We start from the raw sequence: 23023 nt of genomic DNA on the forward strand, positions 1-23023 counted from the left end.
TGCCGCGGCCCCTTCCCGCAGGGGCATTTCGGCCTACGCCCCCCGGCCTAGGCAGGGGCGGTCCCGGGGCCGATACGCGCTGTCACAGCCCGCCGGTACGGTGAGGTCATGAGTCACCGACCGAGCTCCGGCCTGGCCGCCGTGAGCACCGCGCTCCTTGCCATGAGCAGGCATCTCGAGGTGCGCGACGTGCTCAAGACGATCGTGGCCTCCGCCCGCGACCTCCTCGACGCGGAGTACGCGGCGCTCGGTGTGCCCGACGACCACGGCGGCTTCGCGCAGTTCGTCGTCGACGGCGTCAGCGACGCCCAGTGGAAGGCCATCGGCCCCCTGCCGCGCCAGCACGGCATCCTCGCCGCGATGCTGAAGGAGGCGAAGGTGGAGCGGCTCGCCGACGTGCGCAAGGACCCCCGCTTCGAGGGCTGGCCGTCCGCCCATCCCGAGATGTCCGACTTCCTGGGCCTGCCCATCAAGGACGGCGACGAGGTCATGGGCGCGCTGTTCCTCGCCAACAAGCGCTGCCCCAGGCAGGACGGCGGCTGCGGCTTCACCGAGGACGACGAGGAACTGCTCGGCATCCTCGCCCAGCACGCGGCCATCGCCCTCACCAACGCCCGGCTGTACGAGCGCAGCCGCGAGCTGACCATCGCCGAGGAGCGCTCCCGCCTCGCCCACGAGCTGCACGACGCGGTGAGCCAGAAGCTCTTCTCCCTGCGGCTCACCGCCCAGGCCGCCGCCGCCCTGGTGGACCGCGACCCGGGCAGGGCGAAGGGCGAGCTCCAGCAGGTCGCCGAGCTCGCCGCCGAGGCGGCCGACGAGCTGCGCGCCGCCGTCGTAGAGCTGCGGCCTGCGGCCCTCGACGAGGACGGCCTCGTCAATACGCTGCGCACCCAGATCCAGGTTCTCGACCGCGCGCACACGGCCAAGGTCACCTTCGACACCCGCGGGGTGCGGGCCCTGCCCGCCGCTCAGGAGGAGGCCTTGCTGCGCGTCGCCCAGGAGGCCCTGCACAACGCGCTGCGCCACTCCGGCGCGGACCGGGTCGACGTCGTGCTCGTCCGCCGCGGCCAAGGCGCCCTGCTCAGCGTGACCGACGACGGCAAGGGGTTCGAGCCCCGCACCGTGCGCAGGGCCGGGCGGCATCTCGGGCTCGTGTCGATGCGGGACCGGGCGGGCGGCGTCGGCGGCAGACTCAGCGTGGAATCGGCGCCCGGCAAGGGCACCACGGTAGAGATGGAGGTCCCCGGTGGCTGACAGGAAGATCCGCGTGCTGCTGGTCGACGACCATCAGGTGGTGCGGCGCGGGCTGCGCACGTTCCTCGAGGTCCAGGACGACATAGAGGTGGTGGGGGAGGCCGGCGACGGTGCGGAGGGCGTCGCGCGGGCCGAGGAGCTGAAGCCCCACGTGGTGCTGATGGACGTGAAGATGCCGGGCATGGACGGCATCGAAGCCCTGCGCAAGCTGCGCGAGCTCGCCAACCCGGCCAAGGTCCTGATCGTCACCAGCTTCACCGAGCAGCGCACGGTGGTCCCGGCGCTGCGAGCGGGCGCGTCGGGCTACGTGTACAAGGACGTCGACCCGGAGGCCCTGGCCGGCGCCATCCGCTCGGTCCACGCGGGCCATGTCCTGCTCCAGCCGGAGGTCGCGGGCGCGCTGCTGTCCGAGGACGACTCACCGGGCGGCACGGGCCGCGGGGGCAACCTCACGGAGCGGGAGCGCGAGGTCCTGGGGCTGATAGCCGACGGCCGGTCCAACCGGGAGATCGCCAGGGCGCTGGTGCTCTCCGAGAAGACGGTGAAGACGCACGTGTCCAACATCCTCATGAAGCTCGATCTGGCCGACCGCACCCAGGCGGCGCTCTGGGCGGTGCGGCACGGACTGACCGGCTGATCGGACGGTCAGGGTCCGGTCCACATCCGTGGAACGTCTCGGGCCACACGGTGAACGTGTCCGGCCTCCTCGACCCGGCCTCCGGCACCACGAGCCCGAGTGCCTGATGCCCCGGCCCGGGGCGGCCGGGGCTCTGCTCCTGCCCCCTCGGGAGGCGGCCGGCCGCCTGAGCCCGGCCTCCCGGCTTGCGGCCGGCCGCCCGACGGACCACGGCCGCGAGCCGATGTGCCCGTCGGCCGGACGCGGCGGCTCCCCGGCCGCGGGGCCGCGGGAGTCACCGCGCGCAGGGCGTCACGGGGTCCGGGCGGAGCCCCGGCCTCGGGAGGACACGTCACCCCCGCTGCCGCTCCTCCACATACGCGTTGTACGCCGCCACCTGCGCCCTCCGCGCCACCCGCTCCACCGGCCGCAGCGCCTCCCCCCGCGCCGCCATCTCCGCCGCGCTCACCGCACCGCCGTGCCCGTTCTCGTATGCCACCGAGATCAGCAGCCCGATCCGCTGCGCCAGCTCCAACACCCGCACCGCACGCGGCGGATAGCCCGGAGCCAGTGTCTCCGCCGCCCCGCGCTCCGACCGCGCCCGGTACGCGTCCACCGCCGCCTCCGCCACCGGCCCCGACGCGGCCACATCGAGACGGGTCAGCGCCGACGTCGCCTCGCGCAGCGCCTCCGCGAGCTCCCGCTCCGCCTCGCCGAGCGACGGCACGTCAGCGGGCGGCGCCTCCTGCACCGGAAGGCAGTGCCACAGAACGTCCACGTGCACGTCTCCGGCCGGACCTGCCTCGCGGATCTCCGGCACCAGCCCGTACGCCGCTCCCGTCGCGACGACGGCCTCCTCGGTCTCCAGCGCCCGCGCGTTGAACTCGGGCGGGCCGCTCAGCCCGAGCGGATGCCCGGGCGCGGGCAGAGCCACCCGGTAACCGGTCACGCCCAGCGCCCGCAGCCGCCCGAGCGCGAGCGTCAGCCCGACCGGACCGGCCTCGCCCGGCAGTCCCTCCACCCGGTGCACGGCATCGTCGCCGACGATCGCGTGCACGGCGTCGTCCGGTGAAACAAGTCCGGCCAAAAGGGCGTTTCCCCATGCCGCCAAGCGGCCTGAACGCGGTTCCGAAAGCATGCTCCCAGCCTAGGCGTGCCCGGCGGACACCCCCTAGCACGGGACCGGGCGACCGGAGCGCCCGGCAGGTGGCGTAGGTTTTCCCTGGGTGCTGTGCCCACAGGCGCACAAACCGCCCACACGCACCCGAAGACCTCGACGATTGCATGGGGAGACAACGCGCTCATGAGCGATGTACTGGAGCTGGTGGACGTATCCGTGGTCCGCGACGGACGCGCTCTGGTGGACGACGTCTCCTGGTCGGTCAAGGAAGGTGAGCGCTGGGTGATCCTGGGCCCCAACGGCGCCGGCAAGACCACTCTGCTCAACATCGCCTCCAGCTACCTCTTCCCCAGCAGCGGCAGCGCCCGGATCCTCGGTGAGCAGCTCGGCGGCGTCGACGTCTTCGAGCTCCGCCCGCGCATCGGCATGGCCGGCATCGCCATGGCCGACAAGCTCCCCAAGCGCCAGACGGTCCTGCAGACCGTCCTCACCGCCGCGTACGGCATGACCGCCACCTGGCACGAGGACTACGACGAGGTCGACGAGCAGCGCGCCCGTGCCTTCCTCGACCGGCTCGGCATGACCGAGTACCTCGACCGCAGGTTCGGCACCCTCTCCGAGGGAGAGCGCAAGCGCACCCTGATCGCCCGCGCCATGATGACCGACCCCGAGCTGCTCCTCCTCGACGAGCCCGCCGCCGGCCTGGACCTCGGCGGCCGCGAGGACCTGGTACGCCGTCTCGGGCGGCTCGCCCGCGACCCGTACGCGCCCTCCATGATCATGGTGACCCACCACGTCGAGGAGATCGCGCCCGGCTTCACCCACGTCCTGATGATCCGGCAGGGCAAGGTGCTCGCCGCCGGCCCGATGGAGACCGAGCTGACCTCCCGCAACCTCTCCCACTGCTTCGGCCTCCCGCTCGTCGTCGAGCGCAACGGCGAGCGCTGGACCGCGCAGGGCCTCCCGCTCGGCTGAACTCCCTGAGAAACAGGGGCAGAAGCACGGGCGACCCGCATCGCCCCCTGTCCGGACCGCGACCGGCGGACCTACCATGACCACGTGGACATCGACGCATGGGTGTGGTGGCTGATCGGCGCGGTCGGACTGGGCATTCCGCTCGTGCTGACCGCGATGCCCGAATTCGCAATGTTCTCCGCAGGAGCCGTGGCCGCGGCCGTCGTCGCGGCGCTCGGCGGCGGATCGGTGGCTCAAGTCCTCGTCTTCGCCGCGGTGTCCGTCGCGCTCATCGCGGTCGTACGCCCCATCGCGGCCCGACACAGAGCCCAGCAGGGCCCGCGATTCGCCAGCGGTGTCGACGCCCTGAAAGGCCGTCAGGCCGTCGTCGTCGAACGGGTCGACGGCAACGGCGGCCGCATCAAGCTGGCCGGCGAGATCTGGTCCGCCCGCTCCTTCGACGCGTCCATGTCCTACGAGCAGGGCCAGCAGGTCGACGTGGTCGAGATCGACGGAGCCACCGCCGTCGTGATGTGAGCGCGGCGACGGCACTCCACGCGACGACGACCGCAGCCACCGCAGCCACCGCCCCAGCGAACGGACCGAACGGGCCGAACCTTCCGAACTGCCCGCAGCACAGCCTCTGTTCTGGGAAACTGATCATCACGGCCGTCAGATCCGACCTCAGCTCGATCCGCAGAAATCGCAGAATCATCCGGCAGCGAAGGGCACAGGGAACGCGATGCAACCGATCATCATCGTCCTGATCATTCTGGTGGTGCTGGTCTTCATCGCCCTGATCAAGACGATCCAGGTCATCCCGCAGGCCAGCGCCGCCATCGTGGAGCGGTTCGGACGCTACACCCGCACCCTCAACGCGGGCCTCAACATCGTCGTCCCCTTCATCGACTCCATCCGCAACCGCATCGACCTGCGCGAGCAGGTCGTCCCCTTCCCGCCCCAGCCGGTGATCACCCAGGACAACCTGGTGGTCAACATCGACACCGTCATCTACTACCAGGTGACCGACGCCCGGGCCGCGACGTACGAAGTCGCCAGCTACATCCAGGCCATCGAGCAGCTCACCGTCACCACCCTGCGGAACATCATCGGCGGCATGGACCTGGAGCGGACCCTGACCTCCCGTGAGGAGATCAACGCCGCGCTCCGCGGGGTCCTCGACGAGGCCACCGGCAAGTGGGGCATCCGCGTCAACCGCGTCGAGCTCAAGGCCATCGAGCCGCCCACCTCCATCCAGGACTCGATGGAGAAGCAGATGCGCGCCGACCGGGACAAGCGCGCCGCCATCCTCACCGCCGAGGGCATCCGGCAGTCGCAGATCCTCACCGCCGAGGGCGAGAAGCAGTCCGCGATCCTTCGCGCCGAAGGCGAGGCCAAGGCGGCGGCACTGCGCGCCGAGGGCGAGGCCCAGGCCATCCGTACGGTCTTCGAGTCCATCCACGCGGGAGACGCCGACCAGAAGCTCCTCGCCTACCAGTACCTCCAGATGCTCCCGAAGATCGCCGAGGGCGACGCCAACAAGCTCTGGATCGTGCCCAGCGAGATCGGCGACGCCCTCAAGGGGCTCTCCGGAGCCATGGGAAACTTCAACCCGATGGCCGGCATGGGCGGCGGACCGAGCAAGGCGGGCAACGGGAACGGCACCGAGCGCCGCGAACAGCCCCCCATCGACTGACGCCGGCGTCCCTTCGTGCATGATCGTTGAGGCCCCTCGACCTTGATGGCGGGGAGGCGTCTCACCGATCGTGGAGGAGATGGCGTTGTCCATCTGGGAGTCACTGGCGATTTTCGCCGCCGGAATCGGCGCCGGCACCATCAACACCATCGTCGGCTCGGGGACCCTGATCACCTTCCCCGTACTGCTGGCCACCGGGCTGCCGCCCGTCACCGCCACGGTGTCGAACGCCCTCGGGCTCATCCCGGGCTCCATCAGCGGCGCCATAGGCTACCGGGAGGAACTCAAGGGCCAGCGGCCCCTCGTGATGCGCCTCGGCATCGCCGCCGCGATCGGCGGCCTCGGCGGAGCCGTCCTGCTGCTGATGCTCCCGCCGACCGCCTTCGAGACGATCGTGCCCGTCCTCGTCGCGCTCGCCCTGGTCCTCGTCGTGCTCCAGCCCCGCATCTCGACGGCCGTCCAGCGCCGCCGCGCACGCAACGGCACCCTCACCAAGACCGACGGCGGGCCCGTCCTCTTCGGCGGCCTGCTGCTCGCCAGCGTGTACGGCGGCTACTTCACCGCGGCCCAGGGGATCATCTACCTCTCCCTCATGGGCATGCTGCTCGACGACACCATCCAGCGCCTCAACGCCGTCAAGAACGTCCTCGCGGCCATCGTGAACAGCATCGCCGCACTGTTCTTCCTCTTCGTCGCCGACTTCGACTGGACCGCCGTCCTCCTCATCGCCGTCGGCTCGGCGATCGGCGGCCAGTTCGGCGCGAAGATCGGCCGCAAGCTGCACCCCACCGCACTGCGCGTGTTCATCGTGGTCGTCGGCACCTGCGCCATCGTGCAGCTGCTCCTGCGCTGAGCGCCGGCACGTGAGGGAGCCCGCCCCCGATCCGTACGGGGACGGGCTCCCTCACGAGACACCACGGCGCCTGCACGCCGGCCGCCGTCGCGGGCTAAGCGGCGGTGTCCGCCGCCAGCCAGTCCGGCAGGGCCGCCCGCTCACCCGACCTCATCCCGAGGAGCATCGCCTCCGCCGGCGACGGCACGAACGGCTGGTGCAGCAACGGCATGCCCGCCTGCTCCGGCGTACGGTCCGCCTTGCGGTGATTGTCCTCGGCACATGAGGCCACTGTGTTCAGCCAGGAGTCGGCACCACCGTGCGACTTCGGCACCACGTGGTCCACGGTCGTCGCGCGCCTGCCGCAGTACGCGCACCGGTGCTGGTCCCTGACCAGCACACCCCGCCGTGACCACGGCGCCTGTCTTCGGAACGGCACCCGTACGTATCTGCAGAGCCTGATCACCCGGGGCACCGGAAGATCGACGGCGGCCGCGCGGACACGGAGACCGGGGTGGGCCTGCTCGACGACGGCCTTGTCCTGGAGCACCAGCACCACCGCACGGTTGAGTGTCACCGTCGACAGCGGCTCGAAGCTCGCATTCAGCACCAACGTGTCCCGCATCTCGCCCACCTCCCGTTCGCCGGCCCAGCCCCGTCGGCGGGCATCGGGCTCGGATCAACTCTCGCCGGGCGCGCCGAGATGGACAACGCAATATCTGTGCCTTCCGGGAGAGCGAACCCCCGGCCCCCGGCAACAAAACTGCCCTGCCCTGATCTCTCCAAGACCAGGGCAGGGCAAACGGAAAACGAACAATCAGCTCTCGGCGGGCCCCTCGTACTCCGCGATCACGTGCGCACGGGCGAGCGTGTGGAAACGCAGGTTGAAGCCCACCACCGCAGGCGAGGCGTCCGCGTCCGGTCCGAGCTTCTCGCTGTCCACCGCGTACACCGTGAACACGTAACGGTGCTTCTCACCGGCCGGGGGAGCGGCACCCCCGAAGTCCTTCGACCCGTAGTCGTTGCGGGCCTGGACCGCGCCTTCGGGCAGCCCCTCGAACTTCCCGGTGCCCGCGCCCGCCGGAAGCTCGGTCACCGACGCCGGGATGTCGAACAGGACCCAGTGCCAGAAACCGCTGCCCGTCGGAGCGTCCGGATCGAAACACGTCACGGCGAAGCTCTTGGTCTCCGCCGGGAAGTCCTCCCACCGCAGATGCGGGGACGTGTTGCCCGCCGCGTAGACCTGGGCGTCCTTCAGAACCGACCCCGGCTCGATGTCGTCGCTCACCACCGTGAACGACGGCACCGGCGGGTGGAAGTCGTGCGGAAGCGGCGCACGCTTCAGCTCGGTCACGTCAAAACCTCCGATTCGGCTGTCCTGCGTCTTTTCCCCGAGCCTAGAGCCAGTTGCGACGGCCACCGACGTCGGCGAGCCACTGGTTCAGGTAAGCGGCCCAGTCGGTCGCCGCGAAGTCGTGGTGCCCGACCTTGAACGCCTTGTACGAGTCGCTGCTCTCGCTGAACAGACCCGGCTTCTTGTCCATCTCCAGGACGACGTCCATCTCGCGGTCGTCCGCGACGAACGTCAGCTCGACCTGGTTGAGCCCGCGGTACTGCTGCGGCGGGAAGAACTCGATCTCCTGGTAGAACGGCAGCTGCTGCCGCGTCCCGCGGATGTGACCGCGCTCCATGTCCGCGCTCTTGAAACGGAAGCCCAGCTGCACGAACGCGTCGAGGATCGCCTGCTGCGACGGCAGCGGATGCACGTTGATCGGGTCGAGGTCTCCCGAGTCCACGGCACGCGCGATCTCCAGCTCGGTCGTCACACCGATGTTCATCCCGTGCAGCTGCTGCCCGGCGATCGACGTGACCGGCGTCTCCCACGGGATCTCGAGACCGAACGGCACCACGTGCACCGCGCCGGCCTTGACCTCGAACGCGCCACCGAGCCGCTGCTTGGTGAACTCGACGTTCTGCTTGACCTCCTGGTCACCGCCCTCGACCTCGACACGCGCCTGAAGGCCGACGGACAGCCCCTCGATCTGCTGATCGACCGAACCGCCCTGGATACGCACCTCGCCCTGGACGACTCCCCCCGGAACGACGTTCTCCTCGGTGAGCACCGTCTCGACGGACGCACCACCGGCGCCGAGGCTCGCGAGCAGCTTCTTGAAGCCCATGTCCACTCCTTCTAGGTCCTGACCCCTACATACGCCCGACGACCGTAGTCGGTTCCCCGGTACGCTCGAAGCAATGATCGAGAGCTCCGACCGTACGCCGCTGGCCCGCTCCTTCTTCGACCGCCCGGTCCTGGAAGTGGCGCCCGAACTGCTGGGCCGCACGCTGATCCGCATGACGGAGGACGGCCCGATCGAGCTGCGCCTGACCGAGGTGGAGGCGTACGCGGGCGAGTCCGACCCCGGCTCCCACGCCTACCGCGGCCGGACCGCCCGCAACGAGGTGATGTTCGGCCCGCCCGGACACGCGTACGTCTACTTCACCTACGGCATGTGGCACTGCCTCAACGTGGTGTGCGGCCCCGAGGGCAAGGCGAGCGGAATCCTCCTGCGGGCGGGGGAGATCCAGGTGGGCGCGGAGCTCACTCGCCGTCGACGTATCTCGGCCCGCCATGACAAGGAACTGGCCAAAGGCCCGGCCCGTCTGGCCACGGCGCTCGACGTCGACCGCGCCCTCAACGGGGCGGACCTCTGCGACGGCCCCGCCGCGCCGCTGACCCTCCTCCAGGGCCGCCCTCCCTCCCCTGACCAGGTCCGCAACGGCCCACGGACGGGTGTCGGCGGAGAAGGGGCGTACCACCCGTGGCGCTTCTGGATCGAGGGCGACCGCACGGTGAGCCCGTATCGGGCCCACGCACCGCGCCGCAGGGCAACTTGACTCGGTACGGCGAGACGCCTAACGTAGCCCGAGCCGCTTGAACGGGGCACTGCTTTTCAGCAGCTCCGGAGCGGCCATCCACTACTGACGACGAACCCGAACGGGTGCGATTTCGGCATGCCGAAATTCGACCTGATCGACTCGATTATGAGGCGCCGGGGAAATCAGCTAAAGTAGTGACCACGCCGAAAGGGAAACGCGAAAGCGAAGAACCGAAAGCGATCCCGCCGACCGGGAAATCGGACGCGAAAGAGTCTGATAGAGTCGGAAACGCAAGACCGAAGGGAAGCGCCCGGAGGAAAGCCCCAGAAGATGTTCTGCGGGTGAGTACAAAGGAAGCGTCCGTTCCTTGAGAACTCAACAGCGTGCCAAAAATCAACGCCAGATATGTTGATACCCCGTCCATCTCCGGATGGTCGAGGTTCCTTTGAAAAAGTCCATCCCGCTTGCGGGATGGCAATCACAGCGAGGATGCTGTGAACGACCGGTCTTATTCCGACCGGTTGTTCCGCTCTCGGATGTGTCACCCGATCACGGGTAAACATTCATGGAGAGTTTGATCCTGGCTCAGGACGAACGCTGGCGGCGTGCTTAACACATGCAAGTCGAACGATGAACCTCCTTCGGGAGGGGATTAGTGGCGAACGGGTGAGTAACACGTGGGCAATCTGCCCTGCACTCTGGGACAAGCCCTGGAAACGGGGTCTAATACCGGATAACACTGCGGATCGCATGGTCTGCGGTTGAAAGCTCCGGCGGTGCAGGATGAGCCCGCGGCCTATCAGCTTGTTGGTGGGGTGATGGCCTACCAAGGCGACGACGGGTAGCCGGCCTGAGAGGGCGACCGGCCACACTGGGACTGAGACACGGCCCAGACTCCTACGGGAGGCAGCAGTGGGGAATATTGCACAATGGGCGAAAGCCTGATGCAGCGACGCCGCGTGAGGGATGACGGCCTTCGGGTTGTAAACCTCTTTCAGCAGGGAAGAAGCGAAAGTGACGGTACCTGCAGAAGAAGCGCCGGCTAACTACGTGCCAGCAGCCGCGGTAATACGTAGGGCGCAAGCGTTGTCCGGAATTATTGGGCGTAAAGAGCTCGTAGGCGGCTTGTCACGTCGGATGTGAAAGCCCGGGGCTTAACCCCGGGTCTGCATTCGATACGGGCAGGCTAGAGTGTGGTAGGGGAGATCGGAATTCCTGGTGTAGCGGTGAAATGCGCAGATATCAGGAGGAACACCGGTGGCGAAGGCGGATCTCTGGGCCATTACTGACGCTGAGGAGCGAAAGCGTGGGGAGCGAACAGGATTAGATACCCTGGTAGTCCACGCCGTAAACGTTGGGAACTAGGTGTTGGCGACATTCCACGTCGTCGGTGCCGCAGCTAACGCATTAAGTTCCCCGCCTGGGGAGTACGGCCGCAAGGCTAAAACTCAAAGGAATTGACGGGGGCCCGCACAAGCAGCGGAGCATGTGGCTTAATTCGACGCAACGCGAAGAACCTTACCAAGGCTTGACATATACCGGAAACGGCCAGAGATGGTCGCCCCCTTGTGGTCGGTATACAGGTGGTGCATGGCTGTCGTCAGCTCGTGTCGTGAGATGTTGGGTTAAGTCCCGCAACGAGCGCAACCCTTGTTCTGTGTTGCCAGCATGCCCTTCGGGGTGATGGGGACTCACAGGAGACTGCCGGGGTCAACTCGGAGGAAGGTGGGGACGACGTCAAGTCATCATGCCCCTTATGTCTTGGGCTGCACACGTGCTACAATGGCCGGTACAAAGAGCTGCGAAGCCGCGAGGCGGAGCGAATCTCAAAAAGCCGGTCTCAGTTCGGATTGGGGTCTGCAACTCGACCCCATGAAGTCGGAGTTGCTAGTAATCGCAGATCAGCATTGCTGCGGTGAATACGTTCCCGGGCCTTGTACACACCGCCCGTCACGTCACGAAAGTCGGTAACACCCGAAGCCGGTGGCCCAACCCCTCGGGGAGGGAGCTGTCGAAGGTGGGACTGGCGATTGGGACGAAGTCGTAACAAGGTAGCCGTACCGGAAGGTGCGGCTGGATCACCTCCTTTCTAAGGAGCACAGCACCGATTGCAGACAAATGTTCTGCACGGTCAGCTCATGGGTGGAACGTTGATTATTCGGCGCACTCGGTCACTGGTGACCGCTAGTACTGCTCCTCGGAGCGTGGAACGCGACCATCCAGGGATCGGCTGTGCCGGGCACGCTGTTGGGTGTCTGAGGGTGCGAGCGTTGCTCGCCCTTCGGGATGCCGGCCCCAGTGAACTCGCCCTGTATCGGGGTGGGGTGGTGGGTGGCTGGTCGTTGCTTGAGAACTGCACAGTGGACGCGAGCATCTGTGGCCAAGTTTTTAAGGGCGCACGGTGGATGCCTTGGCACCAGGAACCGATGAAGGACGTGGGAGGCCACGATAGTCCCCGGGGAGTCGTCAACCAGGCTTTGATCCGGGGGTTTCCGAATGGGGAAACCCGGCAGTCGTCATGGGCTGTCACCCACTGCTGAACACATAGGCAGTGTGGAGGGAACGAGGGGAAGTGAAACATCTCAGTACCCTCAGGAAGAGAAAACAACCGTGATTCCGGGAGTAGTGGCGAGCGAAACCGGATGAGGCCAAACCGTATGCGTGTGATACCCGGCAGGGGTTGCGCATGCGGGGTTGTGGGATTTTCCTTTCACGGTCTGCCGGCCGTGAGACGAGTCAGAAACCGTTGATGTAGGCGAAGGACATGCGAAAGGTCCGGCGTAGAGGGTAAGACCCCCGTAGCTGAAACATCAGCGGCTCGTTTGGAGAACACCCAAGTAGCACGGGGCCCGAGAAATCCCGTGTGAATCTGGCGGGACCACCCGCTAAGCCTAAATATTCCCTGGTGACCGATAGCGGATAGTACCGTGAGGGAATGGTGAAAAGTACCGCGGGAGCGGAGTGAAATAGTACCTGAAACCGTGTGCCTACAAGCCGTGGGAGCGTCGGATGCAAGCTTGCTTGTATCTCGTGACTGCGTGCCTTTTGAAGAATGAGCCTGCGAGTTTGCGGTGTGTTGCGAGGTTAACCCGTGTGGGGAAGCCGTAGCGAAAGCGAGTCCGAACAGGGCGACATAGTAGCGCGCTCAAGACCCGAAGCGGAGTGATCTAGCCATGGGCAGGTTGAAGCGGAGGTAAGACTTCGTGGAGGACCGAACCCACCAGGGTTGAAAACCTGGGGGATGACCTGTGGTTAGGGGTGAAAGGCCAATCAAACTCCGTGATAGCTGGTTCTCCCCGAAATGCATTTAGGTGCAGCGTCGTGTGTTTCTTGCCGGAGGTAGAGCACTGGATAGGCGATGGGCCCTACCGGGTTACTGACCTTAGCCAAACTCCGAATGCCGGTAAGTGAGAGCGCGGCAGTGAGACTGTGGGGGATAAGCTCCATGGTCGAGAGGGAAACAGCCCAGAGCATCGACTAAGGCCCCTAAGCGTACGCTAAGTGGGAAAGGATGTGGAGTCGCAGAGACAACCAGGAGGTTGGCTTAGAAGCAGCCACCCTTGAAAGAGTGCGTAATAGCTCACTGGTCAAGTGATTCCGCGCCGACAATGTAGCGGGGCTCAAGCGTACCGCCGAAGTCGTGTCATTGCAGCATGAGGGCCAACGCCCGCTGTGATGGGTAGGGGAGCGTCGTGTGCCGGGTGAAGCAGCCGCGGAAGCGAGTTGTGGACGGTTCACGAGTGAGAATGCAGGCATGAGTAGCGATACACACGTGAGAAACGTGTGCGCCGATTGACTAAGGGTTCCTGGGTCAAGCTGATCTGCCCAGGGTAAGTCGGGACCTAAGGCGAGGCCGACAGGCGTAGTCGATGGACAACCGGTTGATATTCCGGTACCCGCTTTGAAACGCCCAGTACTGAACCCGTTAATGCTAAGGCCGTGAAGCCGCCGGCTGAGTCTTCGGACGAGGTCGGAGTGGTGGAGCCGCTGACCCAAGGCGGTAGTAGGTAAGTGATGGGGTGACGCAGGAAGGTAGTCCAGCCCGGGCGGTGGTTGTCCCGGGGTAAGGGTGTAGGCCGTTGTGTAGGCAAATCCGCACAACATTAAGGCTGAGACCTGATGCCGAGCCGATTGTGGTGAAGTGGATGATCCTATGCTGTCGAGAAAAGCCTCTAGCGAGTTTCATGGCGGCCCGTACCCTAAACCGACTCAGGTGGTCAGGTAGAGAATACCGAGGCGTTCGGGTGAACTATGGTTAAGGAACTCGGCAAAATGCCCCCGTAACTTCGGGAGAAGGGGGGCCATCACCGGTGATCCGATTTACTCGGTGAGCTGGGGGTGGCCGCAGAGACCAGCGAGAAGCGACTGTTTACTAAAAACACAGGTCCGTGCGAAGCCGTAAGGCGATGTATACGGACTGACGCCTGCCCGGTGCTGGAACGTTAAGGGGACCGGTTAGCTGACTTTCGGGTCGGCGAAGCTGAGAACTTAAGCGCCAGTAAACGGCGGTGGTAACTATAACCATCCTAAGGTAGCGAAATTCCTTGTCGGGTAAGTTCCGACCTGCACGAATGGCGTAACGACTTCTCGACTGTCTCAACCATAGGCCCGGTGAAATTGCACTACGAGTAAAGATGCTCGTTTCGCGCAGCAGGACGGAAAGACCCCGGGACCTTTACTACAGTTTGATATTGGTGTTCGGTTCGGCTTGTGTAGGATAGGTGGGAGACTGTGAAGCTTGGACGCCAGTTCAGGTGGAGTCGTCGTTGAAATACCACTCTGGTCGTGCTGGATGTCTAACCTGGGTCCGTGATCCGGATCAGGGACAGTGTCTGATGGGTAGTTTAACTGGGGCGGTTGCCTCCCAAAGGGTAACGGAGGCGCCCAAAGGTTCCCTCAGCCTGGTTGGCAATCAGGTGTTGAGTGTAAGTGCACAAGGGAGCTTGACTGTGAGACCGACGGGTCGAGCAGGGACGAAAGTCGGGACTAGTGATCCGGCGGTGGCTTGTGGAAGCGCCGTCGCTCAACGGATAAAAGGTACCCCGGGGATAACAGGCTGATCTTCCCCAAGAGTCCATATCGACGGGATGGTTTGGCACCTCGATGTCGGCTCGTCGCATCCTGGGGCTGGAGTCGGTCCCAAGGGTTGGGCTGTTCGCCCATTAAAGCGGTACGCGAGCTGGGTTTAGAACGTCGTGAGACAGTTCGGTCCCTATCCGCTGTGCGCGTAGGAGTCTTGAGAAGGGCTGTCCCTAGTACGAGAGGACCGGGACGGACGAACCTCTGGTGTGCCAGTTGTCCTGCCAAGGGCATGGCTGGTTGGCTACGTTCGGAAAGGATAACCGCTGAAAGCATCTAAGCGGGAAGCCTGCTTCGAGATGAGGACTCCCACCTCCTTGAGAGGGTAAGGCTCCCAGTAGACGACTGGGTTGATAGGCCGGATATGGAAGCCAGGTAACTGGTGGAGTTGACCGGTACTAATAGGCCGAGGGCTTGTCCTCATTTGCTCGCGTCCACTGTGTGGTTCCCGGGTTGCGAACAGTCGCACCGGTTGAACCAGTTTCACTTATTAATTGAAGAGTGTGCTTGTTCGCTAAGTGCCGATACCCCGCTCTGCGGGGTGGCCCGATAGAGTTTCGGTGGTCATAGCGTTAGGGAAACGCCCGGTTACATTTCGAACCCGGAAGCTAAGCCTTTCAGCGCCGATGGTACTGCAGGGGGGACCCTGTGGGAGAGTAGGACGCCGCCGAACAATCATTGAAGGACCCTTGGTCCAGCGTTCACGCTGGACCAAGGGTCCTTTTTGTTTTGCTGATATGCCAAAGCGCGGTCGATGGCCGACTGCGCGAGAATGACTGTGGTACCCGAAGACAGGAGTCACGCCGATGTCCACCAACTCTCCCGACGATCGTCCGGATCGCGAGCCGCGTCGCAGGGACGGTGGTGACAGAGGAGGTTTCCGCGGCGGTCGTGACGACCGGGACCGTGGTCCTCGTCGGGACAACGACCGTGGTGAGCGCGGGGGTTACCGCGGATCGCGTGACGACCGTGGCGGCCGTCCCACCGCCGGCGGCTTCCGCCGCGACGACCGCGACCGCGACCGCGGGCCTCGTCGCGACGACGAGCGTGGTGGGTACCGTGGCCCTCGTGACGACCGTGGTGGTCGTCCCGGTGGTGGCGACGGTGGCCACGGCCGTCGTGACGACCGTCCCGGCGGTGGCTTCCGTCGCGATGACGAGCGCGGTGGCGGCTTCCGCCGTGATGACCGGCGGGATGACCGGCGTGATGACCGTGGTGGGTACCGCGGTTCCCGTGACGACCGGCCGCGTGACGACCGTCCCAGCGGTGGCTTCCGTCGTGACGACCGGGACCGGGATCGTGATCGCCAGGGCGGCGGGTTCCGTCGTGACGACCGGCGCGATGACCGGCGTGACGACCGTGGTGGTCGCCCCGGTGGTGGCGGCGGTGGCTACGGCCGTCGTGACGACCGTCCCGGCGGTGGCTTCCGCCGTGACGACGAGCGTGGTGGCGGCTTCCGTCGCGATGACGAGCGCGGTGGCAGCTTGCGCCGTGACGACCGGCGGGATGACCGGCGGGATGACCGTGGTGGGTACCGCGGTTCCCGTGACGACCGGCCGCGTGACGAGCGTGGCGGTGGCTACGGCCGTCGTGACGACCGTCCCAGCGGTGGCTTCCGTCGCGACGACCGGGACCGGGATCGTGATCGCCAGGGCGGCGGGTCCCGTCGTGACGACCGGGATCGTGACAGGGACCGCCAGGGCGGCGGGTTCCGTCGTGACGACCGTCGTGACGACCGTCGTGACGACCGGCGCGACGACCGGCGCGACGACCGTGGTGGTCGCCCCGGTGGTGGCGGCGGTGGCTACGGCCGCCGTGACGACCGTCCCGGCGGCGGCTTCCGCCGCGACGACGAGCGCGGTGGCGGCTTCCGCCGTGACGACCGCGACCGCGATCGCCAGGGCGGCGGCTTCCGCGGTCCCCGCCGTGACGACCGTCGCGATGACCGGCGCGACGACCGTGGTGGCTACCGTGGCCGCGACGACCGTGGTGGCTACGGCCGGCGTGACGACCGGGACCGTTCGGACCGCGAGCCCGTCAAGCGGCTGCCCATCCCCGAGGACGTCACGGGTGACGAGATCGACAAGGACGTGCGGCAGGAGCTGCAGAGCCTTCCGAAGGGTCTCGCCGAGGACGTCGCCAAGAACCTCGTCATGGTCGCGAACCTGATCGACGAGGACCCCGAGCGGGCTTATGCCTACTCCCGTGTGGCTCTGCGGCTCGCGTCCCGCGTCGCCGCAGTGCGCGAGGCCGCCGGCTTCGCCGCGTACGCGACGCAGAAGTACTCCGAGGCGCTGGCCGAGTTCCGGGCGGCGCGGCGGATGACCGGCACCGTGGAACTGTGGCCCGTCATGGCCGACTGCGAGCGCGGTCTGGGCCGTCCCGAGCGGGCGCTGGCGATGGCCGGTGAGCCCGAGGTGCAGAAGCTGGACAAGGCCGGACAGGTCGAGATGAGGCTCGTCGCCGCCGGAGCCCGCAGGGACATGGGGCAGCTGGACGCCGCCATCGTGACCCTGCAGAGCCCCGAGCTGGCCTCGAACTCCGTGCAGCCCTGGACCGCGCGGCTGCGGTACGCGTACGCCGACGCGCTCCTGGCCGCCGGACGCGAGGGCGAGGCGCGCGAGTGGTTCGCCAAGGCGCTCGAGGCGGACAAGGATGGCGCCACCGACGCCTCCGACCGGCTCGCCGAGATCGACGGCGTCGAGTTCGTGGACGTGATGGACGACCTCGACGAGACCCCCGAGGACCCGGACCTCGACGACGAGGGCGGTGCCCCGGTGTCGGAGCCGGACGGCACCGGTGACGCCGCGCAGGCCGACGCCGAGACTGAGGCTGAGGGTGAGGACAAGTCCGCCGAGTAGCGGGCAGACAGTAGCCGCGAAAAGGTGAGGGCGGTACCCGGCCGGGTACCGCCCTCACCCGCGTGTGGGACCTCAGTCGAGTGCGAGGCTCCGCAGCACCAGGCCCGTCGCCGGCTTCGGGCCGAAGGACGTCGACTTGCGCGGCATCGTCACACCTTCGCGCGCGAGCTCGCGGACGATCTCTTCGGGTACCGGGTGCATCAACACGGCGGTGCCACCGTCCCGTTCGGCCTGGCTGACCGCCGCCTGCGTGTCGTGGATGTAGTTGATGTGGTCCGGGGTGTCGGGGATGCGCCAGATACGGTCCAGCATCGTCGCGTGGAGCACGGTCGCGTCCAGCGTGCGCCAGGCCTCCGGGCGGCCGCCGGGGACCGTGCCGGCGAGCAGCTCCGGATCGGGACGGTCGACGAGGTGGAAGCGGCCGTCACCGGCGAGCAGGAAAGCATTGCCCTCGGCGGCCGCCTCGGCGAGCGTGCCGAGTGCCTGCTCCAGGGAGACGTCGAGGCCGCGGACGCGGAACGACCCGTCGAGTGCGGAAAGGGCGTCGGCGACCGGCAGCCGGCGCAGCAGCCGGTGGATCGCGCGGACCTGGAGCGGATAGCGGGCCGTGTCGATCAGCAGGACCAGGCCGTAGTTCCACGGGCCTGGCGAACCCGTGTGCTCGGCGCGCAGGCGCAGATACGTGGCCCAGCGGTGGTGGCCGTCGGCGATGAGGGCCTGATAGCGGCTCAGGTCGTCCTCGACCTGGGTGAGTTCCGCCGGGTCCGTGACCGACCACAGCCGGTGGCTGAAGCCGTCCTCGGTGGTGGTGGCGATGACCGGCGGGCCCAGGATGGTGCGCTCGATGACGGCACTGGTCCCGGAGAGTTCGCCGCCGCTGCGGTAGGTGAGGAGCAGGGGTTCCAGATTGGCCGCGGTGGTGCGCATCAGCGCGGCGCGGTCGGCGACGACCTCCGGCATCACGTCCTCGTGCGGCAGGACGACGCCGTCGGACGGTTCGGACAGGGCGAGCGCCCCGATGACGCCGCGCTGGAGGAGATCGCCCTTGCGCTGCTCGTACACGTACAGGGCGGGCTCCGGGTCGGCGGCCAGCACGCCTTCGGAGAGCCATCGGGAGAGTGTCTCGGCGGCCTGCCGGTGACGGTCCTCGGGAGAGGCGGCCTGCGGCAGGATGAGGCGCACGATGTTGTGCGGATCCGCCGATTCGAGGTGGTGCAGTCCGTCGGGCCTGACGACCACGTCGTACGGCGGCGAGGTCACGGCGGCGAGGCTGCCCACCCGCTCGGGGACGTAGCGCAGTCCGCGGAACGGGATCAGGTGCAGGCCGCCATTGGCCGCAGGACCTTCGTTGTTCATCAGGGCATCGTATGCGTGCACGGGGGATGAGCGATGATCGGGGGAGCGGACCCGAGCGAGGAGCGATACGGATGAGTCAGCAGGGCACGAACCGGCCGGACGGAAGCGCGGTCGCGCTGAGCGAGGCGTACGACACGGCCCTGCTCGACCTCGACGGGGTGGTGTACGCGGGCGGGGAGGCGATCGCGCACGCCGTCGAGTCGCTGGCGACGGCCCGCGCCGGCGGGATGCATCTCGCGTATGTGACGAACAATGCGCTGCGCACGCCGGACGCGGTGGCCGGGCATCTCACGGAGCTGGGCATCCCGACCGCGGCCGGGGACGTGATCACGTCCGCGCAGGCGGTGGCGCGGCTGATCTCCGAGCAGGTCCACTCGGGTTCCCGGGTGCTGGTCGTCGGCGGCGAGGGGCTGCGGGTGGCGCTGCGTGAGCGCGGGCTCGAGCCGGTGGAGTCGGCGGAGGACGGGCCGGTGGCCGTGGTGCAGGGGTACGGCGGGCCGGATCTGGCGTGGGGGCGTTTCGCGGAGGCCTGTTACGCGATCGCGCGGGGCGTGCCGTGGTTCGCGTCCAACACCGATCTGACGATTCCCAGTGCCCGAGGCATCGCGCCGGGCAACGGTGCGGCGGTCGAGGTCGTGCGGATCGCGACGGGCGCCGAGCCGCAGATCGCGGGCAAGCCGCTGCCGCCGATGCACCGGGAGACGATTCTGCGGACCGGCGCCGAGCGGCCGCTGGTGGTCGGGGACCGTCTGGACACGGACATCGAGGGCGCGTTCAACGGCGGCGTGGACTCGCTGCTCGTCCTGACGGGGGTGACGGACGCGGCGCAGTTGCTGGCGGCCGTTCCGCAGCACCGGCCGACGTACGTGGACGCCGATCTGCGCGGGATGCTGACGGGGCAGCCCGAAGTGACCGAGGCGGACGGGGAGTTCGGCTGCGGGGGCTGGAGCGCGGCGGTGCGTGGCGACGAGCTCGTGCTGGACGGTGAGGGGGCGCCGCTGGACGGGCTGCGGGCGCTGTGCGGGGCCGCGTGGACGTACGCGGGGGACGGCTCGTGCGCGCTGGACGCGGGGAAGGTGCTGGCCCGGCTGGAGTTGTAGCCCGGCGCCGGGCCGATCGAGGCGGGGCGGCCGGCCCGGGGCTCGGCGAGGACGCCGCACGAACCGGTCGGAGTCCGCTATACGAGGGTAGGCTAACCTAACCTGGTGTTGGTCGAGAGTCCCCCGAAACAGAGCGCGGAGCCGATACCCGCAGCCGAGAGCCCCAAGCGCCACGCCCTGCGTGCCGCCGGGCTGCTGGTGTCGGTCGTCGTCCTGCTGCTGGTCTGCGTCGCGAGCATCGCCGTGGGCGCCAAGGCGATCCCGGTCGCCGACGTGTGGGACGGCCTGTTCCACAACACGGGCACCGGGAACGACGTCATCGTCCGGGACGTACGCGTGCCCCGGACGCTGCTCGGTCTGGTCGTCGGGGCCGCCCTCGGCCTGTCCGGCGCGGTCATGCAGGCCCTGACCCGCAACCCCCTCGCGGAACCGGGCCTGTTGGGTGTCAACGCGGGGGCGGCCGCCGCGGTCGTGTCGGCCATCAGCTTCCTCGGCGTCACTTCCCTCACGGGCTACGTCTGGTTCGCCTTCGCCGGGGCCGCGGTCGTCTCCGTCGCCGTGTACGTCCTCGGCGGCAGCCGCAGCGCCACCCCCGTACGGCTCGCGCTCGCCGGCACCGCGGCGACGGCCGCCCTGTACGGGTACATCAACGCCGTGCAGCTGCTCGACTCGGCGGCGCTGGACCGGCTGCGGTTCTGGACCGTCGGCTCGCTGGCGTCGGCCGAGACGGGCACGGTCACGAAGGTCGTGCCGTTCGTCGCCGTGGGCGCGGTGCTGTCGCTGCTGATCGCCCGCCCGCTGAACGCCATGGAGATGGGCGACGACACCGCCCGGTCCCTGGGCGCCCATCTGAACCGCACCCGCGTCCTCGCGATGCTCGCGGTCACCCTGCTGTGCGGGGCCGCGACGGCCGCGTGCGGGCCGATCATCTTCGTCGGACTGATGATCCCGCACGTGGTACGGGCCGTCACCGGCCCCGACATGCGCTGGATCCTGCCGTACGCCGCGGTCCTCGCGCCCGTCCTGCTGCTGGGCGCGGACGTCGTCGGCCGGATCGCCACGCGCCCCTCCGAGCTCCAGGTCGGCATCGTCACCGCGCTGATCGGCGGGCCCGTCTTCATCCACCTCGTACGCCGCAAGAGGATGGCCCAGCTGTGAACAGCCCGGTGAAAGCGATACGCATGCCCGGAGGGTTCTCCGTCCGGGTCGATCCGCGGGCATCGGCCGTCGTCCTCGTGCTCGCGGCGGCCGCGGTGGCCTCGGCCGTCGTCCTCATCGGCAGCGGGGACTTCCCCGTGTCGTTCCGCGACGTCGTCGACACCCTGCTCGGGAACGGAACCGCCGCGCAGGAGTTCATCGTCCGGGAGCTGCGGCTGCCGCGGGTGCTTGTCGCCGTCCTCGTCGGGGCGTCCCTCGCCCTCAGCGGCGCGATCTTCCAGTCGCTGTCCCGCAACCCCCTCGGCAGCCCCGATGTCATCAGTTTCGGCCAGGGGGCGACCGTCGGCGCGCTCGCCGTCATCGTGCTCTTCGGCGGGGACTCGCTCGCCGTGTCCGGCGGAGCGGTCGCCGGCGGCCTCCTCACCGGTGTCCTCGTCTACCTCCTCGCGTGGAAGCGCGGCGTCCAGGCTTCCGGCTGGTGCTCGTCGGCATCGGCGTCGCGGCCATGCTCACCGCGGTCATCCACTACCTGATCACCAAGGCCGACCTGGTCGACGCGACCCGCGCCACGCTCTGGATGACGGGTTCCCTCGACGGACGCGACTGGGCGCAGGTCCGGCCGCTGCTGATCATGTGCGCCGTGCTGCTGCCCGTGGTCCTGGCGTACGGGAGGCCGCTGCGGATGCTGGAGATGGGCGACGACGCGGCGTACGGGCTGGGCGTGCCCGTCGAACGCACCCGGATCGTGCTGATGGGCTGCGGTGTGCTGCTCATCGCCGTGGCCACCGCTGCGGCGGGGCCGATCTCCTTCGTGGCGCTCAGCGCTCCCCAGCTGGCCCGCCGCCTGACCCGCTCGCCCGGTCCGAACCTCGCCGCGGCGGCCGTGACGGGCGCGGCGCTGCTGCTCGTGGCGGACTGGGCGGCCACGAACACCTTCACCGACCGCCAGTTGCCCGTGGGCGTGGTGACCGGTGTACTCGGCGGCTGCTACCTGCTCTGGCTGCTCGTCACCGAGCGCAGGGCCGGCCGGATATGACGCCTGCTGTCGCCGCGCCGACCCCCATGTCCTCTCAGAAGCCCCCTCACAACGCCGGGAGTACGACCACCATGCAGCGTCTCACCGCGGAATCGGTCACCCTCGCCTACGACCAGCGGGTCATCGCCGAGAACCTCTCGGTGGAGATTCCCGACCGGTCCTTCACGGTGATCGTCGGCCCGAACGCCTGCGGCAAGTCGACGCTGCTGCGTGCCCTGTCCCGGATGCTCAAGCCGTCCCAGGGCCGGGTGCTGCTGGACGGGCAGGCCATCCACTCCATGCCCGCCAAGAAGGTCGCCAAGACGCTCGGCCTGCTGCCGCAGTCGTCGATCGCGCCCGACGGGATCACGGTCGCCGACCTCGTGGGCCGCGGGCGCTATCCGCACCAGGGCCTGCTGCGGCAGTGGTCGGCGGAGGACGAGCGGATCGTCCAGGAGTCGATGGCGGCGACGGGGGTCGGGGGGCTGGGCGACCGGTACGTCGACGAGCTGTCCGGCGGCCAGCGCCAGCGGGTGTGGATCGCCATGGCGCTGGCGCAGCAGACGCCGCTGCTGCTTCTCGACGAGCCGACGACGTACCTGGACATCCAGCACCAGCTGGAGGTGCTGGACCTGTGCGCGGAACTGCACGAGTCGCAGGGCCGCACGCTGGTCGCCGTGCTCCACGACCTGAACCAGGCGGCGCGCTACGCCACGCACCTGATCGCGCTGCGGGACGGGAAGGTGGTTGCGGAGGGGGCGCCGACGGAGGTGGTCACGGCGGAGCTGGTGGAGGAGGTCTTCCAGGTCAGGAGCCAGGTCATCGAGGACCCGGAGTCGGGGACGCCGCTGGTGGTACCGGTGGCGCGCAGGCGCGCGGCGACCGTGGCGTGAGGCGTTCGGGGCGGACCGCCGTGCGGGACGTCCCTCACCCCGCCCCACCCCTTCCCGAACCGGGGCTTCGCCCCGGGCCCCGGGCGCGCTCGGGCGGTTGCCCGAACCCCTGCGGCCTGGCGGCCGTGGTTGCCGCCAGTTGCGGGTTTCGCCCCGGAACCTCGTACCGCCTTCGGGTGGTGGCCCGAACCCGCCGTGGCTCGGCGGCCATG

At 68.0% G+C, this 23023-nt stretch carries 17 protein-coding genes, 3 rRNA genes and 1 pseudogene; 16 read left to right on the plus strand and 5 right to left on the minus strand.

Annotation, left to right across the window (positions count from 1 at the left end):
• Positions 1 to 108: 108 nt before the first annotated feature.
• Entirely contained in the window at positions 109 to 1254 is a 1146-nt protein-coding gene (locus QFZ82_RS30315; RefSeq protein WP_307716169.1) for a GAF domain-containing sensor histidine kinase, read from the plus strand.
• On the plus strand, positions 1247 to 1891 hold the full coding sequence (locus tag QFZ82_RS30320; protein WP_177148968.1) for a response regulator transcription factor: 645 nt from the start codon (positions 1247 to 1249) through the stop codon (positions 1889 to 1891). The genes QFZ82_RS30315 and QFZ82_RS30320 overlap by 8 nt, the downstream gene beginning before the upstream one ends.
• A 331-nt stretch (positions 1892 to 2222) precedes the next feature.
• Here the strand turns inward: QFZ82_RS30320 and QFZ82_RS30325 are convergent, their stop codons facing one another.
• Positions 2223 to 3008, minus strand: coding sequence for a hypothetical protein (locus QFZ82_RS30325; protein WP_307716170.1), 786 nt, complete (start codon positions 3006 to 3008; stop codon positions 2223 to 2225).
• 165 nt (positions 3009 to 3173) lie between these two features.
• On the opposite strand from QFZ82_RS30325, the gene QFZ82_RS30330 reads away from it, so the two are divergent.
• The 4 genes from QFZ82_RS30330 (at position 3174) to QFZ82_RS30345 (ending at position 6493) form a co-directional block, all read left to right on the plus strand.
• A complete protein-coding gene (locus tag QFZ82_RS30330) occupies positions 3174 to 3965 on the plus strand; it encodes an ABC transporter ATP-binding protein (protein WP_307716171.1) in 792 nt (263 codons plus the stop codon).
• Between the two features lie 84 nt (positions 3966 to 4049).
• Positions 4050 to 4481 (plus strand): NfeD family protein, encoded by a 432-nt coding sequence (locus tag QFZ82_RS30335; protein WP_307716172.1) that lies wholly within the window; start codon positions 4050 to 4052, stop codon positions 4479 to 4481.
• Positions 4482 to 4686: 205 nt separating this feature from the next.
• Entirely contained in the window at positions 4687 to 5640 is a 954-nt protein-coding gene (locus tag QFZ82_RS30340) for an SPFH domain-containing protein (RefSeq protein WP_307716173.1), read from the plus strand.
• An 85-nt stretch (positions 5641 to 5725) separates the two neighbouring features.
• Positions 5726 to 6493, plus strand: coding sequence for a sulfite exporter TauE/SafE family protein (locus tag QFZ82_RS30345; protein WP_307716174.1), 768 nt, complete (start codon positions 5726 to 5728; stop codon positions 6491 to 6493).
• Between the two features lie 94 nt (positions 6494 to 6587).
• On the opposite strand, the gene QFZ82_RS30350 is transcribed toward QFZ82_RS30345, so the two are convergent.
• The 3 genes from QFZ82_RS30350 to QFZ82_RS30360 all read right to left on the minus strand — a co-directional run bounded on the left by QFZ82_RS30350 (position 6588) and on the right by QFZ82_RS30360 (position 8652).
• Positions 6588 to 7097 carry an HNH endonuclease gene (locus QFZ82_RS30350; protein WP_177148973.1) on the minus strand — a complete coding sequence of 170 codons (510 nt, stop codon included), beginning with the start codon at positions 7095 to 7097 and terminating at the stop codon, positions 6588 to 6590.
• 192 nt (positions 7098 to 7289) lie between these two features.
• Positions 7290 to 7826 carry a YbhB/YbcL family Raf kinase inhibitor-like protein gene (locus QFZ82_RS30355; protein ID WP_307716175.1) on the minus strand — a complete coding sequence of 179 codons (537 nt, stop codon included), beginning with the start codon at positions 7824 to 7826 and terminating at the stop codon, positions 7290 to 7292.
• A gap of 43 nt (positions 7827 to 7869) precedes the next feature.
• Positions 7870 to 8652: a sporulation protein gene (locus QFZ82_RS30360; RefSeq protein ID WP_307716176.1), complete on the minus strand. Its 783-nt coding sequence runs from the start codon at positions 8650 to 8652 to the stop codon at positions 7870 to 7872.
• 73 nt (positions 8653 to 8725) lie between these two features.
• Between QFZ82_RS30360 and QFZ82_RS30365 the strand changes: the two genes are divergently transcribed.
• The 6 genes from QFZ82_RS30365 (at position 8726) to QFZ82_RS30390 (ending at position 17289) form a co-directional block, all read left to right on the plus strand.
• Positions 8726 to 9367 carry a DNA-3-methyladenine glycosylase gene (locus QFZ82_RS30365; RefSeq protein WP_307716177.1) on the plus strand — a complete coding sequence of 214 codons (642 nt, stop codon included), beginning with the start codon at positions 8726 to 8728 and terminating at the stop codon, positions 9365 to 9367.
• A 544-nt stretch (positions 9368 to 9911) separates the two neighbouring features.
• Positions 9912 to 11438, plus strand: a 16S ribosomal RNA gene (locus QFZ82_RS30370).
• A 289-nt stretch (positions 11439 to 11727) separates the two neighbouring features.
• Positions 11728 to 14850, plus strand: a 23S ribosomal RNA gene (locus QFZ82_RS30375).
• Between the two features lie 134 nt (positions 14851 to 14984).
• A 5S ribosomal RNA gene (rrf, locus tag QFZ82_RS30380) occupies positions 14985 to 15101 on the plus strand.
• The 16S, 23S and 5S rRNA genes sit together here, the layout of an rRNA operon.
• 188 nt (positions 15102 to 15289) lie before the next feature.
• Positions 15290 to 16597: a hypothetical protein gene (locus tag QFZ82_RS30385; RefSeq protein ID WP_307716178.1), complete on the plus strand. Its 1308-nt coding sequence runs from the start codon at positions 15290 to 15292 to the stop codon at positions 16595 to 16597.
• Complete coding sequence (locus QFZ82_RS30390; protein WP_307716179.1) at positions 16519 to 17289, plus strand: tetratricopeptide repeat protein; 771 nt, start codon at positions 16519 to 16521, stop codon at positions 17287 to 17289. The genes QFZ82_RS30385 and QFZ82_RS30390 overlap by 79 nt, the downstream gene beginning before the upstream one ends.
• Before the next feature lie 72 nt (positions 17290 to 17361).
• On the opposite strand, the gene QFZ82_RS30395 is transcribed toward QFZ82_RS30390, so the two are convergent.
• Entirely contained in the window at positions 17362 to 18645 is a 1284-nt protein-coding gene (locus QFZ82_RS30395; RefSeq protein WP_307716180.1) for a DUF1015 domain-containing protein, read from the minus strand.
• A 71-nt stretch (positions 18646 to 18716) separates the two neighbouring features.
• Between QFZ82_RS30395 and QFZ82_RS30400 the strand changes: the two genes are divergently transcribed.
• The 4 genes and pseudogenes from QFZ82_RS30400 (at position 18717) to QFZ82_RS30415 (ending at position 22811) form a co-directional block, all read left to right on the plus strand.
• Positions 18717 to 19745, plus strand: coding sequence for an HAD-IIA family hydrolase (locus QFZ82_RS30400; protein WP_307716181.1), 1029 nt, complete (start codon positions 18717 to 18719; stop codon positions 19743 to 19745).
• Between the two features lie 105 nt (positions 19746 to 19850).
• On the plus strand, positions 19851 to 20903 hold the full coding sequence (locus QFZ82_RS30405) for an iron ABC transporter permease (RefSeq protein WP_307716182.1): 1053 nt from the start codon (positions 19851 to 19853) through the stop codon (positions 20901 to 20903).
• A gap of 23 nt (positions 20904 to 20926) precedes the next feature.
• Positions 20927 to 21939 (plus strand): annotated as a pseudogene (locus tag QFZ82_RS30410) (FecCD family ABC transporter permease).
• A 71-nt stretch (positions 21940 to 22010) separates the two neighbouring features.
• Complete coding sequence (locus tag QFZ82_RS30415; protein WP_307716183.1) at positions 22011 to 22811, plus strand: ABC transporter ATP-binding protein; 801 nt, start codon at positions 22011 to 22013, stop codon at positions 22809 to 22811.
• Positions 22812 to 23023 lie beyond the last annotated feature (212 nt).

The organism is Streptomyces sp. V4I23, assembly GCF_030817975.1.
Lineage (GTDB): Bacteria > Actinomycetota > Actinomycetes > Streptomycetales > Streptomycetaceae > Streptomyces.